This is a genomic window from Amycolatopsis keratiniphila, assembly GCF_000400635.2.
In the GTDB taxonomy this organism is placed as follows: Bacteria; Actinomycetota; Actinomycetes; order Mycobacteriales; family Pseudonocardiaceae; genus Amycolatopsis; species Amycolatopsis keratiniphila.
On record NC_021252.1, the window covers coordinates 516,015 to 529,949 of the forward strand.

15 protein-coding genes are annotated in these 13,935 nt (G+C 70.3%); 9 read left to right on the forward strand and 6 right to left on the reverse strand.

The window, feature by feature from the left end:
* The first annotated feature begins 4 nt into the window (after window positions 1–4).
* On the forward strand, window positions 5–283 hold the full coding sequence (locus tag AORI_RS43500; protein WP_016330946.1) for a DUF4229 domain-containing protein: 279 nt from the start codon (window positions 5–7) through the stop codon (window positions 281–283).
* Window positions 280–1,362, forward strand: a complete 1,083-nt coding sequence (cds1, locus tag AORI_RS43505; protein WP_016330947.1) for an L-cysteine desulfhydrase Cds1 — start codon at window positions 280–282, stop codon at window positions 1,360–1,362. Before AORI_RS43500 ends, cds1 begins: the two co-directional genes overlap by 4 nt.
* A gap of 59 nt (window positions 1,363–1,421) precedes the next feature.
* Here cds1 and AORI_RS43510 read toward each other — a convergent pair whose 3' ends face one another.
* From AORI_RS43510 to AORI_RS43525, 5 genes are all read right to left on the reverse strand, one after another.
* Window positions 1,422–2,291: a 1,4-dihydroxy-2-naphthoate polyprenyltransferase gene (locus tag AORI_RS43510; RefSeq protein WP_016330948.1), complete on the reverse strand. Its 870-nt coding sequence runs from the start codon at window positions 2,289–2,291 to the stop codon at window positions 1,422–1,424.
* 84 nt (window positions 2,292–2,375) lie between these two features.
* A complete protein-coding gene (locus tag AORI_RS83800) occupies window positions 2,376–2,534 on the reverse strand; it encodes a hypothetical protein (protein WP_167337758.1) in 159 nt (52 codons plus the stop codon).
* 62 nt (window positions 2,535–2,596) lie between these two features.
* Entirely contained in the window at window positions 2,597–3,721 is a 1,125-nt protein-coding gene (gene menE, locus AORI_RS43515; RefSeq protein ID WP_043847869.1) for an o-succinylbenzoate--CoA ligase, read from the reverse strand.
* A gap of 32 nt (window positions 3,722–3,753) precedes the next feature.
* Complete coding sequence (locus AORI_RS82360) at window positions 3,754–4,128, reverse strand: hypothetical protein (RefSeq protein WP_016330950.1); 375 nt, start codon at window positions 4,126–4,128, stop codon at window positions 3,754–3,756.
* 99 nt (window positions 4,129–4,227) lie between these two features.
* On the reverse strand, window positions 4,228–5,151 hold the full coding sequence (locus AORI_RS43525; RefSeq protein ID WP_007030899.1) for a 1,4-dihydroxy-2-naphthoyl-CoA synthase: 924 nt from the start codon (window positions 5,149–5,151) through the stop codon (window positions 4,228–4,230).
* 57 nt (window positions 5,152–5,208) lie between these two features.
* Between AORI_RS43525 and menD the strand changes: the two genes are divergently transcribed.
* The 3 genes from menD to AORI_RS43540 all read left to right on the forward strand — a co-directional run bounded on the left by menD (window position 5,209) and on the right by AORI_RS43540 (window position 8,983).
* Complete coding sequence (gene menD, locus AORI_RS43530) at window positions 5,209–6,885, forward strand: 2-succinyl-5-enolpyruvyl-6-hydroxy-3-cyclohexene-1-carboxylic-acid synthase (RefSeq protein WP_016330951.1); 1,677 nt, start codon at window positions 5,209–5,211, stop codon at window positions 6,883–6,885.
* A gap of 108 nt (window positions 6,886–6,993) precedes the next feature.
* On the forward strand, window positions 6,994–8,508 hold the full coding sequence (locus AORI_RS43535) for a M1 family metallopeptidase (protein WP_016330952.1): 1,515 nt from the start codon (window positions 6,994–6,996) through the stop codon (window positions 8,506–8,508).
* 22 nt (window positions 8,509–8,530) lie between these two features.
* The gene (locus AORI_RS43540) at window positions 8,531–8,983 is read left to right on the forward strand and encodes a DUF3592 domain-containing protein (protein WP_016330953.1); all 453 of its coding nucleotides are present in this window, start codon (window positions 8,531–8,533) and stop codon (window positions 8,981–8,983) included.
* Between the two features lie 179 nt (window positions 8,984–9,162).
* Here AORI_RS43540 and AORI_RS43545 read toward each other — a convergent pair whose 3' ends face one another.
* A complete protein-coding gene (locus AORI_RS43545; protein ID WP_043847870.1) occupies window positions 9,163–9,993 on the reverse strand; it encodes an inositol monophosphatase family protein in 831 nt (276 codons plus the stop codon).
* A gap of 110 nt (window positions 9,994–10,103) precedes the next feature.
* On the opposite strand from AORI_RS43545, the gene AORI_RS43550 reads away from it, so the two are divergent.
* The 4 genes from AORI_RS43550 (at window position 10,104) to AORI_RS43565 (ending at window position 13,934) form a co-directional block, all read left to right on the forward strand.
* Complete coding sequence (locus AORI_RS43550; protein ID WP_199749887.1) at window positions 10,104–11,222, forward strand: glycosyltransferase family 4 protein; 1,119 nt, start codon at window positions 10,104–10,106, stop codon at window positions 11,220–11,222.
* Window positions 11,223–11,224: 2 nt separating this feature from the next.
* Window positions 11,225–12,328, forward strand: a complete 1,104-nt coding sequence (locus AORI_RS43555; RefSeq protein ID WP_016330956.1) for a glycosyltransferase family 4 protein — start codon at window positions 11,225–11,227, stop codon at window positions 12,326–12,328.
* Between the two features lie 69 nt (window positions 12,329–12,397).
* The gene (locus AORI_RS82125; RefSeq protein WP_016330957.1) at window positions 12,398–13,255 is read left to right on the forward strand and encodes an AfsR/SARP family transcriptional regulator; all 858 of its coding nucleotides are present in this window, start codon (window positions 12,398–12,400) and stop codon (window positions 13,253–13,255) included.
* Entirely contained in the window at window positions 13,236–13,934 is a 699-nt protein-coding gene (locus AORI_RS43565; RefSeq protein ID WP_043847871.1) for a class I SAM-dependent methyltransferase, read from the forward strand. Before AORI_RS82125 ends, AORI_RS43565 begins: the two co-directional genes overlap by 20 nt.
* The last annotated feature ends 1 nt before the right edge of the window (window position 13,935 follow it).

Here is a 13,935-nt window from a genome sequence, read left to right on the forward strand (position 1 = left end):
TGATGTGAGCGATAATCACCTGCCCCGTGACCTGACGCTGTACGTGCTGGCCAGGTTCGTCCTGGTCGGGGTCATCGCGGGGGGCTTGCTGCTGGTCAACGTCCCGCTGCTGGTCGCGTTGCTGATCGGCCTGGTCGTGGGGCTGCCGCTGGGTCTGCTGCTGTTCCGCCCGCTGAACGCGCGCGTGACCGCCGGACTCGCCCGCCGCAACGAAAAGCGCGCTCGCGCCCGTGCCGAACTGCGCTCCCAGCTGCGCGGAGACCGAGCGGACGGCGCCGCGTGAGCCGTCTGCACAGCCGGAGCTGGGTCCGCGAAGCCGTCCGCATCATCGAGGCCGACGCGAACCGCAGCGCCGACACGCACCTGCACGTCTTCCCGCTGCCGGCCGAGTGGGGTATCGACCTTTACCTGAAGGACGAGTCCGTCCACCCGACCGGCTCGCTCAAGCACCGGCTCGCGCGTTCGCTGTTCCTGTACGGCCTGGTGAACGGCCAGATCGGGCAGGACACCGTGCTCGTCGAGGCGTCCAGCGGCTCGACCGCGGTTTCGGAGGCGTACTTCGCGCGGATGCTGGGGCTGCGGTTCATCACCGTGGTGCCGCGCAGCACGTCGCCGGAGAAGATCGCGCTCATCGAGTTCTACGGCGGCGAATGCCACTACGTCGACCGCGCGCCGGACATGTACCCGGAGGCCGAGCGGCTCGCCTCGGAGTGCAACGGCCACTACCTCGACCAGTTCACCTACGCCGAGCGCGCGACGGACTGGCGCGGGAACAACAACATCGCCGAATCCGTGTACGCGCAGATGCAGTCCGAGCGGCACCCCGTGCCGACGTGGATCGTCGTCGGCGCCGGAACCGGCGGCACGAGCGCCACCTTCGGCCGCTACGTGCGCTACAAGCGGCACACCACGAAGATCGCCGTCGTCGACCCGGAGAACTCGTCGTTCTTCGGCGCCTGGCAGACCGGGGCGCTCGACTACAGCACCGGCATGCCGTCGCGGATCGAGGGCATCGGGCGGCCGCGCGTCGAACCGTCGTTCGTGCCCGGCGTGATCGACGAGATGCTCCAGGTGCCGGACGCCGCTTCGCTGGCGGCCATCCGCGTGCTGCGCGAGCGGACCGGGCACTGGGCGGGCGGCTCGACCGGGACGAACCTGTTCGGCGCGTTCACGCTGATCTCGCGGATGGTCTCGGAGGGGCAGGCGGGCAGTGTCGTCACGCTGCTGTGCGACGGCGGGGAGCGGTACGCGAACACGTACTACGACGATGCTTGGCTGGCGCAGAAGAACATCGACATCGCGCCTTATCTGGACAAGTACCGCGAGTTCTTGGTGAGCGGGAAGCTCGCTCCGGAGGCCTGAGGGTCAGGTGGTCGTGAGTGGCGATTCGGGTTAGAACCGTCTTTACCACTCACGAGGCGTCAGAGGGCCAGCGCGACCGCGCTCAGCACCGCCCACCCCAGCATCGCGAACCCGGTGTCCCGCAGCGCCGGGATCAGCGCCCGCCCCTGCGCGCCGCCGCCGACGGCCTTGACCGACTTCAGCAGCAACGGCGCGGTCACCAGGCCCAGCAGCGCCCACGGCGTCACGAAGGCGAGCAGCACGCTCACGACGTACGGGACGGCGACCAGCGTCAGGTAAAGCCGGCGGGTGCCGCCATCACCGAGCCGGGTGGCGAGGGTGCGCTTGCCGGACTCGATGTCGGTCGGGATGTCGCGGAGGTTGTTGGCGGTCAGCACACCGGTCGAGAACGAGCCGACGGCGACCGCGCAGCCGAGCGCGGCCCAGCTCAGCTGTCCGGCTTGGACGTACACGGTGCCCAGCACGCCGGCCAGCCCGAAGAAGACGAAGACCGCGATCTCGCCGAAACCGTAGTAGCCGTAAGGCTTTTTGCCGCCGGTGTAGAACCAGGCGCCCAGGATGCAGACCGCGCCCATCGCCAGCAGCCACCACAGTCCGCTGATCGCGACGAGCACGAGCCCCAGGACGCCTGCGAGCCCGAGTGCGACGAGAGCGGCCGCCAGAACGGCCTTCGGCTTCGCGACCCCGGAGCCGACCAGCCGCAGCGGGCCGACGCGGTTCTCGTCGGTGCCGCGGATGCCGTCGGAGTAGTCGTTGGCGTAGTTGACGCCGACGATCAGCGAAAGCGAGACGAGCAACGCGAGAATCGAGCGCGGCCAGGAGAAGCCGTCGAGCGCGACCGCCGCGCCGACTCCGGCGACCACCGGCGCCACCGCGTTGGGCAGCGTCCGCGGGCGCGCCCCTTCGATCCATTCACCAGCAGTCGCCATGCCGCCATTCTGGCCCTGGCCACTACCGGCCGGTATGCGGGGCTCGTCACCTGCCCGGCCATCGCGAGCAGGTGACGAGCGGCCCTACTTCAGGTCGTCGATCGCGTCTTCCAGGGTCCAGGTGAGCGTGCCGCTGTTCGGAACGGCGGTCTCCGGTTCGTCCGCCAGCGCGGGCCCGGCCAAAGCGACCAGTCCCATCGTGACGGCGGTGCAGGCCAATACTGTGCGTGTCCAGCGCGTCATATGTAGACGTAAACCCGCGGGTAATGATCGTGTCAACAACGTCCCGGTAATCGGTGGGGAATTCACGACCTTCGTAGGAGATTCCTGACGGCCGTCCTGTCGACCTTCCCTGGGCCGCGCAGAGGGAGTTCTTCGGCGAACTCGACCCGCTTCGGAGCGGCCGCCGCACCGGCCTCCTCACGGCACGCGGCACGCAGCGATTCGACGTCGCAACCAGCGCCGACGACGAGCGCGACGACGGCTTCACCCCACTCGGGGTCGGGTACTCCGACCACGCACGCGTCCCGGATCCCGGGCTGCGCGGTCAAGATCCGCTCGACGGCCGCGGCGGCCACCTTCACCCCGCCGGTGTTGATCATGTCGTCGATCCGCCCGAGGATCTCCAACCGCCCGTCGGCCGTCCACCGGCCACGGTCGGACGTGCGGAACCGGCCGCCCTCGAAGGCCTCCGCGGTCAGGCCGGGTCGCAGCCGGTAGCCGTGCGCGAGGACGTCACCCGTGATACAGACCCGCTCGTCTTCGAGGTCGACGTGTACTCCGTCCAGCGGTACGCCGTCGTAGACGCAGCCGCTCGCGGTCTCGCTCATGCCGTACGCGGGCACGATCTTCACGCCGGCTTCGGCCGCGCGCTCGCGGAGTCCGGCGGTGGTCGCCGCGGCGCCGACGATGATCGCGTCGAACGCGCGGGCCGCCGCGAGCCCCGGGCCGCCCGCGTCGAGCAACCGCCCGAGCTGAGTCGGCACGAGCGCGGTGTAGCGCGGGCCGTCCAGGGACAGCAGCGGCGCGGCCGCTTCGGCGAAGGCGTCCGGCCGGAAACCGGAGCCGTGCAGGACGGCGGGCGTCGTCCCGGCCAGCAGCGAGCGGACCAGCACCTGCAGCCCGCCGACGTACTGCGCCGGGGTCGCGAGCAACCAGTGCCCCGGCCCGCCGAGCCGCTTGTGGGTGGCGCGAGCAGACGCGGTCAGCGCCGACGCCGACAGCAGCACACCCTTGGGTTCGCCGGTCGACCCGGAGGTGGCGATGATCACCGCGGTCTCGGGCTCGGCCGGGCGCGCCGGCTCCATCGCGTCCCGCAGGGCCTCGGACGAGTAGGGGAGGACGGCGGAGCCGCCGTCGAGCGCCCCGGCCAGTGCCGCGGTCAGCTCGACGATCGACTCCGGACTCCCGTCCACCCCTACCGCACGCATCCCGCCAGGCTAATGCCGAAGGGCACCCCGGCTCAGCACGGAGTCAGGGCGCCACCGTCGCTGAGGTAGTAGTCGGAGAACCAGCCCTGCTTCTGGGTGCCCGCGATCCGTCCCCAGGTCCAGGAGTCGGTGCCGTTGATGTCCTCACCACGCGTGTAGCAGTGGTAGTAGATCAGCGTGCCGCCGTCGACCCAGCCGTACGCGGAGCAGCTGGTGTGCGGGCCGGTGCGGTAGCGCATCCGCTGCTTCGCACGCCCTTCGCCGCTGTCCTTGTTCGTGTGACCGTGGTTGCAGCTCAGGGGCTGGATCGGGTCGGCCTGCGCGGGCGCCGTCCCGCCGGCACCCAGCAGCCCCGCCGCAATGATGCCCGGCAGCGTCAGCGCCGCTCTCCGTAGAGATTTCTTCATGGTCGTTCCCCCTCGAACGAGTCGGGTTTCTCTTTCGAGGGGGAACGTAAGCGCCGCCGAATGCCCTGTTCCAGGCCTTTTCGCCGGGCCGAAAAGGGGTCAGTAGTAGTAGGGGAACGCCGACCAGTCGGGGGAGCGCTTCTCCAGGAAGGAGTCGCGGCCTTCGACGGCCTCGTCCTGCATGTACGCGAGCCGGGTGGTCTCGCCGGCGAACAGCTGCTGGCCGACCAGGCCGTCGTCGGTGAGGTTGAACGCGTACTTGAGCATCCGCTGCGCCGTCGGCGACTTGCCGTTGATCGCCCACGCCCAGTCCAGCGCCTCGGCCTCGAGCTTCGCGTGCGGGACGGCGGAGTTGACCGCGCCCATCGCCTGCATCTGCTCGGCCGTGTACTCGCGCCCGAGGAAGAAGATCTCCCGCGCGAACTTCTGCCCGACCTGCTTGGCCAGATACGCCGAGCCGTAGCCGCCGTCGAAGGAGCCGACGTCGGCGTCGGTCTGCTTGAACCGCGCGTGCTCGGCCGAAGCCAGCGTGAGGTCGCACACCACGTGCAGCGAATGCCCGCCGCCGGCCGCCCACCCCGGGACCACGGCGATGACCACCTTCGGCATGAACCTGATCAGCCGCTGGACCTCGAGAATGTGCAGCCTGCCTGCCCTGGCCGGATCGATCGTGTCGGAGGTCTCCCCGTCCGCGTACTGATACCCGGAGCGTCCGCGAATACGCTGGTCACCACCGGAGCAGAACGCCCAGCCGCCGTCCTTCGGCGACGGGCCGTTGCCGGTGAGCAGGACGCAGCCGACGTCCGAGCTCATCCGCGCGTGGTCGAGCGCGCGGTACAGCTCGTCGACGGTGTGCGGGCGGAAGGCGTTGCGGACCTCGGGACGGTCGAACGCGACACGTACGACACGTTTGCCTGAGCGGCTCTCAGAGGAGCGGTGATAGGTGATGTCGGTGAAGTCGAAACCTTCGACCTCGGTCCACAAGGCCGGGTCGAACAGCTCGGAAACCTGGGCGTCATCCACGTTTGGGAGAATAGGACGTGTGGCCGTGAGTCGTAGTGTGAAACCCGAGGTCTGCCGGTGAATCCTTCCACCGCGCAGGCCAGGGTCATCGTCGACGAACTCGTCCGCAACACCGTCTCGCACGTCGTCCTCTGCCCGGGCTCACGCAACGCCCCACTGTCGATCGCGCTGTACGACGCGGCGGCCGCCGGACGCCTCCAGTTGCACGTCCGCATCGACGAACGCGGCGCCGCCTTCCTCGCCCTCGGCATCGCCGCGCGCACCGGCCGCCCCGTCGCCGTGCTGTGCACCTCGGGCACCGCGGCCGCGAACTTCCACCCCGCCGTGCTGGAGGCCGATCGCGCGGGGGTCCCGCTGATCGTGCTGACCGCCGACCGCCCGCCCGAGATGCGGGCCGCCGGCGCGAGCCAGGTCATCGACCAGCACCAGCTCTACGGCAACGCCATCCGCTACTTCGACGAGCTCGCCGTCGCCGAACGCCGTGCCGGGCAGAACTCGTACTGGCGCGGCCAGATCTGCCGCGCCTGGAACGCCGCGTACGGCGAATGGCGCTGCGGGCCCGTGCACCTGAACATCCCGTTCCGGGAGCCGCTCGTGCCGGACGTCGATGATGACGGAGAGTGGTACGAGTCACTCGAAGGGCGTCCCGACGGCGCTCGCTGGACCGAGCTGCCCGACTTCGGCGCGCTTCCCTCGTTCGTGGTGCCCTCGGCCCGGTCCGGCCTGGTCATCGCGTGCGACACCGGTGTGCAGGCGGCCAGCGAATGGGCCGAACTGCACGGCTGGCCGGTCGTCTCCGAGACCGGCGGCATCGGGATGGCCGGCGCGACGGCGATCTCGTCCGGCGCGTGGCTGCTCGGTGTCGAGGAGTTCATCTCGCGGCACAAGCCCGAACAGGTCCTCTGCATCGGCCGCCCGACGGTGTTCCGGCAAGTCCAGCGGGTGCTGTCCGATCCGGACGTCGAGGTGCTGCTGGTCCGGCCCGATTCGGACTGGCCCGCGCCCGCGCACAACGTCCGCCAGGTCGGCCAGTGGTTCGACGAGCCGTCCAAACCGGCCGACCCGGAATGGCTGGCGAGCTGGCAGCGCGCGGACAAGGCGGCGTCGGCGGCGGTGACCGAAGCGCTGGCCGCGGAACCGTGGCCGAGCGGGCTGCGCCTGGCGACCGAACTCGTCGACGCGGTTCCGGAAGGGTCCCTGCTGGTCGTCGGCTCGTCCAACCCGACGCGTGACGTCGCGCTCGCCGGACGGCTGCGGCCCGACGTCCTCGTGCACCGCAACCGCGGCGTCGCCGGGATCGACGGCATGGTCTCGACCGCGATCGGCGCCGCGACCGTCCACAGGGGACATTCGTACGCCCTGCTCGGCGATCTGACGTTCCTGCACGACGCGAGCGGTCTGCTGACCGGGCCCGCCGAACAGCGTCCCGACCTGACGATCGTGGTGCTCAACGACGACGGCGGCGGCATCTTCTCCCTGCTGGAGCAGGGGGCGCCGGAGCACAACGCCGGTTTCGAGCGCGTCTTCGGGACGCCGCACGGGGCCGATCTGGGCGCGCTGTGCGCCGGTTACCGCGTGCCGCACGTCGTCGCCGAGACGCTCACCGAGTTCCGCGAGGCGCTCAAGCCCGCGCCGGGGCTGCGGGTGGTGGAGGTCCGCGTGGACCGAACGCGGCACCGCGAGCTGCACGCGCGCCTCCGTACGGCGGTTTCCTCCGCGGTGCGGGCTGTCTAGCCGTTTTTGATCTCAGTCCAGGGGTTAGGAACCCCTCCTTTGGACGTGTCTGGAGCATGATCGGCTGGCTACGTTCGAGCGCGCTGACAAATCCTGGGAGGATTCGCAATGCGCTTGAAGACTCGCGCCGGCTTCGCCGGATTGACCGCGGGCGTCGTCTCGGTGCTGCTCGCCGGTTCCGCGGCGGCCGCACCCGCGCCCGGCTCGATCGGCATCGGCGACCCGTACTACCCGCACGCCGGTAACGGCGGCTACGACGTCGGGCACTACGACCTGCGGCTGACCTACCAGCCCGCGACCGACCTGCTGTCCGGGGCCACGACGATCCTGCTCACCGCGACGCAGGACCTCTCGGCGTTCAACCTCGACTTCGGCCTGAAGGTGTCGAGCGTCCGCGTGAACAACCGGCCCGCGAAGTTCGCGACGTCGACCGACGGCACCGGCGAGCTGACCGTCACGCCGTCGGCTCCGCTGAAGAAGGGCCAGACGGCCACCGTTGTCGTCGCCTACGCGGACACGCCGTCGAAGGTGAAGATCGACGGGTTCACCGCGTGGAAGAAGACCCCGGACGGCGCGCTCGCCGTCGACGAGCCGCAGAGCGCGGCCTGGTGGTTCCCGTCCAACGACCACCCGACCGATCTGGCCACCTACGACATCTCGGTCGAGGTCCCGAACGACGTCGCGGCGCTGTCGAACGGCACGCTCGTGCGCAAGACGGTGCAGCGGCCCGGCTGGACGCGCTGGAACTGGCGCAGCACCAAACCGCAGGCGACGTACCTCACCTCGCTGGAGGTCGGCAAGTTCGAGGTGAACCAGCAGACCACGCCGGACGGTCAGCCGTTCATCACCGCGTACGGCGCCGACCTCGGCGAATCGCTCGGCGCGGCCAAGGCCAGCATCGAGCGGACACCGGAGATCACCGAATTCCTCGCCTCGAAGTTCGGGCCCTACCCGTTCGAGGCGCAGGGCGGTGTCGTCACCACCGGCATCACCTTCGCGCTGGAGAACCAGACGCGGCCGGTCTACGGCGCCAGGGCGTTCCGGTCCGGCTCCAACACCTCGATCGTCGCGCACGAGCAGGCGCACCAGTGGTTCGGCGACAGCGTCACGCTCGGCAAGTGGAGCGACATCTGGCTGAACGAGGGCTTCGCCTCCTACGGCGAGTTCCTGTGGTCGGAGGAGACCGGCGAGGGCACCGCCGACGAACTCGCGCAGTACATCTACGACTCGGTGCCGGCCGAGGACCCGTTCTGGCAGGTCCTGCCCGCCGACCCGGGTGCGGAGAACCAGTTCGACGCCGCCGTGTACGACCGCGGCGCGCTCGCCGTGCACGCGTTGCGCAAGACCGTGGGCGACGACACGTTCTTCCGGATCCTGCAGACCTGGCAGCAGGTGAAGAAGGCCAAGTCGGCGGTGATCCCGGAGTTCATCGCACTGGCGGAGAAGATCTCGGGCAAACCGCTGTACGACCTGTTCCAGACGTGGCTGTACACCAAGGGCAAGCCCGCGGTGGGCCCGAACGGTGCGCAGGCTTTCCGGGCCGCTGTGGCCCCGGTCGCACCGAAGTCCTACCCGCAGATCAAGGCGACGCACGAATTCCTCGCCGCGCGACACGCCCACTGACGGGTAGCGATACGCTCGCGGCGTGACGGCCAAAACGGAGCGGGTGAGGCGCATCGGGTGGTATGCCGCCCTCGTTGTCGCCTCACTCGTCACCGTGCTCGGCGTCTCGCTGCTGTTCGCCGCCATCCGCAACGACAGCGCGATCGAAGCGGAGCTCGGGCAGGCCACGGCCCAGGTCGAGTCGGTGGCCTTCGACCGCACGATCATCAACTACGCCACCCCCGACGGCATCATCCACAGCCCCGCCAACGGCGTGCTCTACCCGTCCGGACTGGCCGCCGGGCAGCTGGTGAACATCGAGTACGACGTCGGCGACCCGGAACTCGCGCGGGTGGCCGGGCGCTCGGCGGCGAACACCCTGCTGCCGCTGGGCAGCATGATCTTCTTCACCTGGCTGATCGCCGGTCCGCTGCTGTGGTGGATCCGGCGGCAACGGCTGGCCTACCGGCGCTCTCTCGCCGAGTCCGCCGCCTGATCACGCGAGTTGCGCCTTCAATCACGCGAGTCGCGCCCCCAAGCACGCGTGTCGTCCGTCTGATCACGCGTGTCGTCCGATGCGGCACGCGGGCTTGACGTGCGGAAACCGCGAACTCGCGTGATTGAAGGGACGACACGCGTGATCAGAGGCGTAACTCGCGTGATTGGGGGCGGAACTCAGCCGACCGACTCCCGCCACCAACCCAGGACCTCGTCGGCGACGCCGGGGGCAGCGACCAGGAGGGCGTCGACGGGCAGGGCGGTGTCCTCGCCGTGCCGGTCCAGCACGACGGCCCCAGCCTCGATGGCCAGCGCGACCGAGCCGGCGACGTCCCATTCGCGGTAGCTGTGCAGCACCGCCGCGGCGGCGTGCCCCAGCGCGACCTGCGCGATGGCCAGCGCCGCCGAGCCAAGCACCCGGACCCCGGCGTGCGCGGCGGCGGCCCGTTCGATGAACTGGCCCATCCCCGGCCAGACGCCCTTGCGCGTGAGCTCGGTGCAGACGATCGCCCCGGCGGTGCCGCACCGGTCGGTCAGCGTGATCGGCTTGCCGTTCGCCCGGGCGCCGCGGCCGCGCGCGGCGGCGTAGATCTGGGCGCGGTACGGGTCCGCGACCACGCCCACCACCGGTCCCGAGGCGTCGATCAGGGCGAGGCTGTACGCGCACCACGGCACACCGGCGACGTAGTTCGCGGTGCCGTCGACCGGGTCGACCACCCAGCGGTACTCCGCGACGTCGGCACCGTGGTCGGCGCCGAATTCACCGCCGACGACGGGGATACCGGGGAATTCCGCGGTCAGCACGCGGCGGGTGTGGCGTTCGAGGATCCGGTCGGTGTCGGTGACCCAGTCGAAGGGTGAGTCCTTCGGATCGGGCTGGGCGCCCCGGCCGGCGGTCGCGGTGATCACGTCGGTCGCGTCGTTGGCCAGCCGCCCGGCCACTTCGAGGGCCCTCGACACCAGCCCGGGCTCGACGGGCTGAGGCGGCCTAGACGACAGGAGGGTCATGCCTGCCTAGTGTGGCCGAGTCTGGTTTACGGAACACGACCTTGAGATGACATGTCGTCTGTTCCGTTTTTGTTGGCGTGGCCGTCACAACCGGATGCGACAGTGACCGCGTGCGAGTCGCGATAGTCACCGAAAGTTTCCTGCCCCAGGTGAACGGCGTGACCAACTCCGTGCTCCGCGTCGTGGAACACCTCCGCGACCGCGCGCACGACGTGCTGATCATCGCCCCGGGGCCGGGTCCCGTCGAGTACCTCGGCGCCCCGGTCGTGCGCATTCCCGCCCTCGACTTCCCCGGCGTGAACTCCCTCCCGGTCGGCGTGCCGACCAGGACGGTGCTCACCGCGCTGGCCGATTTCGGGCCCGACGTGGTGCATCTGGCGTCGCCGTTCGTGGTCGGCGCCCGAGGGCTCGCCGCGGCCAGGCGGCTGCGGGTGCCGTGTGTCGCGGTGTACCAGACCGACATCGCTGGATTCGCCGCCGCGTACGGCTTCGGCATCGCCGCCCGTGCCGCCTGGCGCTGGGTGCGCCGCCTGCACTCACGGGCCGACCGCACGCTCGCGCCGTCGACGGATTCGGTGGAACAGCTGAAACTGCACGGGATCCCGCGGGTGCACCGCTGGGCGCGCGGCGTCGACATCGAGCGGTTCTCGCCGGTCCACGCCGATCCCGCGTTGCGTGCCGAGCTGGCGCCCAACGGCGAACTGCTGGTCGGTTTCGTCGGCAGACTCGCACCCGAGAAGGAGGTCGAGCGGCTGACCGCGCTCGCCGGGGTCGACGGGATCCGCGTGGTCGTCGTCGGTGACGGGCCTGAGCTGCCGATGTTGCGCGAACGCATCCCGGGCGCGGCGTTCCTCGGCGCCCGCTACGGCGAGGAGCTTTCCGCCGCGTACGCGAGCCTCGACGTCTTCGTCCACACAGGACCGCACGAGACGTTCTGTCAGGCCATCCAGGAGGCGATGGCGTCCGGGCTCCCCGTGCTCGCGCCGGACGCGGGCGGGCCGAAGGATCTGGTCCTGCCCGGCCGCACCGGCTATCTGCTCCCCGCCGACCGGGCCGGGTTCGCGACGGCGCTGGTGGACAAGGTGAACGACCTGCGCGACGAAGCGCTCCGGGCCAGGCTGGGGGAGAAGGCGCGCAAGGTCGTACTGGGCCGGACCTGGCCCGCGGTGTGCCACGAACTGGTCGGCCACTACGAGGCCGTCCAGGGCAAGATCGCTCGCGCGGCGTAAAGATGCACATCGTCCAGCTGGCCAACTTCTACGGACCACGCTCGGGCGGCCTGCGGACGGCGCTGCACCATCTCGGCGCCGGGTACGTGGCCAGCGGTCATCAGGTGACCCTCGTGGTGCCCGGGCAGCGCTACGCGGATGAGACGCTGCCCTCGGGCGTACGCCGGTTTTCCCTTCCCGCGCCACAGATTCCCGGTACGGGCGGCTATCGCGCGGTCGATCCGCATCGGGTGCGCGCGGTGCTGAAACGCCTGGAGCCGGACAGGCTCGAAGTGTCCGACAGGCTCACCCTGCGCGGTATGGGTGTCTGGGCGCGGCGCAACGGCGTGCCCAGCATGGTGATCTCGCACGAGCGCCTCGACCGGCTGCTGGAGCAGTTCCTGATGCCCGAACCCGTCGCGCGGCGCGTCGCGGACGTCGCGAACCGGCGGATGGCGCGGCACTACGACACGGTGGTCTGCACGACGGCGTTCGCCCGCGCGGAGTTCGACCGGATCGCCGCGCCGAACGTGCGGCGCGTGCCGCTCGGCGTCGACCTCACGACCTTCGCCCCGGCCCGGCGCGACGACGGCTGGCGGCACACGCTGACCGGGAACGCCGACGCGCTGATCGTCCACTGTGGACGACTGTCGCCGGAGAAGCACGTCGAGCGCAGTGTGGACACCGTCGCCGAGCTCACCGAGGCGGGGCACCGCGTACGGCTCGTCATCGCGGGCGACGGGCCCCGCCGACGGGCGCTGGAACGGCGGGCACGCGGCCTTCCGGTGACCTTCCTCGGCTTCCTCTCCGGACGCGGCGACGTCGCCCGGTTGCTGGCCAGCGCCGACGTCTCCCTCGCACCCGGTCCACACGAGACGTTCGGACTCGCGGCGCTGGAGGCGCTCGCTTCGGGCACGCCGGTGGTGGTCTCGGCGTCGTCGGCGCTGCGGGAGATCGTGCGGCCCGGCTGCGGCGAGGCCGTCGACGATCGCGCGCCCGCGTTCGCGGGTGCGGTCACCGGGCTGCTGGAGAGCCCGGAAGACGCGCGGCGTGCGGCCGCGCGGGCTCGCGCGGAGGAATTCGCCTGGCCGCGGGCGGTACGGGGAATGCTCTCCGCGCACACTTGATCACTTTGTATCTTCTTTGTACAACCGGCATTCATCGTCCCCTCACGCCATCGAGCGAGAGGACGGCACGTGAGGTTCGAAGTACTGGGAACGTTCAGCATCTCTTCCGGTTCGGGGTCGGTCCCGCTGCACGGCCGGATGCGGAGAACGCTCCTCGGCGTGCTGCTGGTCCGGGCGAACACCTTCGTCCCGGTGAACGTGCTCACCGAGGCGCTGTGGGACAGCAAGTGGGAGCCGCGGGCGGTGCCGAAGCTGCACTGGCACGTCCACAAGCTGCGGCAGGCCTTGCCCGAGGGCGACCGGCTCGTCTTCGACAACGGCGGCTACCGGCTGGAGGTCCACCCCGGCGAACTCGACGTCGAGACCTTCGAGACGCTGGCGGGCCAGGCGTTGAAGGCCACGGACCCGGCGCAGCGGGCCTCGCTGATCCGGCAGGCCCTCACGCACTGGCACGGCGCGCCCTACGAAGGCCTCGACGTCCCCCTGCTCTCGGACGAGACGATGCGGCTCTCGGAGCACCGCCTGGTCCTGCTCGAAGAGCTCTACCAGGCGGAACTCGACCTCGGGCGGCACGCGAGCGCGGCCGTCGAGCTGGCCGATCTGGTGCGCCGGCACCCCTTGCGGCAGCGTGCCCAGTACCTCCTGATGGACGCCCTGTGGCGAGCCGGCCGCACATCCGACGCGCTGGCGGCGTACCGGCGTGCGCGCCGGATCTCGGTCGATCAGCTCGGCCTCGAACCGGGGCCGGAACTGCGGTTGCTGGAGCGGAGGATCCTCGCCGGCGAGGTCGCGGGGCCGGTGCGCACCGTGCCCCGGCGTTGCTTCACCGGGCCAGGTGAACCTACGGGCTGTCGCTTTGCTCCCGCTTGGGTGACCTGTCTCAGGGCCTCGGGGTTAGTGTTCGGGTATGTCCCGAGCGAGTCTTGACAAGGATCCGCACGAAGTCGCCGCCATGTTCGACGACGTCGCGGACGGCTACGACCGCGCGAATTCGTTCATGACCTTCGGCTTCGACCGCCGCTGGCGCACCATCACCGGCCGGGTGCTGGACGCCAAACGCGGCGAGAAGGTGCTGGACCTCGCGGCGGGCACCGGCGTGTCCACCGTCGAGTACGCGCGCAACGGCGCGTGGTGTCTCGCGGCGGACTTCTCGGTCGGCATGCTCAAGGCGGGCAAGCATCGCGGCGTCCCGATGGTGGCCGCCGACGCGATGAAGCTGCCGTTCGCCGACGGCAGCTTCGACGCGGTGACCATCTCGCTCGCGCTGCGGAACTTCGTCGACACCAAGGCCGCGCTCACCGAGATCGCGCGGGTGGTCAAACCGGGCGGCCGACTGGTGATCTGCGAGGTGTCGACGCCCACATTCCCGCCGATCCGCTTCCTGCACCGGAAGTTCATCGCGAAGCTGCTCACCTGGGTCGGCGCCAGGACCTCGTCGAACCCCGAGGCCTACTCCTACCTGGCCGAATCCATGCTGGCGTGGCCGGATCAGCGGACGCTGGGCGAGATCATCGCGAGCGCCGGGTGGACCGAGGTGGAGTGGCTGAACCTCACGTTCGGCGTCGTCGCCATCCACCGCGCCAAAAAGCCGACTGTAAATTCATAGG

Excerpts from the sequence above, each read along its gene's own strand:
- AORI_RS43565 (WP_043847871.1), top strand. The coding sequence starts at position 13,236 with ATGTCCCGAGCGAGTCTTGACAAGGATCCGCACGAAGTCGCCGCCATG.
- AORI_RS82360 (WP_016330950.1), bottom strand. The coding sequence starts at position 4,128 with ATGAAGAAATCTCTACGGAGAGCGGCGCTGACGCTGCCGGGCATCATT.
- AORI_RS43535 (WP_016330952.1), top strand. The coding sequence starts at position 6,994 with ATGCGCTTGAAGACTCGCGCCGGCTTCGCCGGATTGACCGCGGGCGTC.
- AORI_RS43545 (WP_043847870.1), bottom strand. The coding sequence starts at position 9,993 with ATGACCCTCCTGTCGTCTAGGCCGCCTCAGCCCGTCGAGCCCGGGCTG.
- AORI_RS43510 (WP_016330948.1), bottom strand. The coding sequence starts at position 2,291 with ATGGCGACTGCTGGTGAATGGATCGAAGGGGCGCGCCCGCGGACGCTG.
- AORI_RS43555 (WP_016330956.1), top strand. The coding sequence starts at position 11,225 with ATGCACATCGTCCAGCTGGCCAACTTCTACGGACCACGCTCGGGCGGC.
- AORI_RS83800 (WP_167337758.1), bottom strand. The coding sequence starts at position 2,534 with ATGACGCGCTGGACACGCACAGTATTGGCCTGCACCGCCGTCACGATG.
- menE (WP_043847869.1), bottom strand. The coding sequence starts at position 3,721 with ATGCGTGCGGTAGGGGTGGACGGGAGTCCGGAGTCGATCGTCGAGCTG.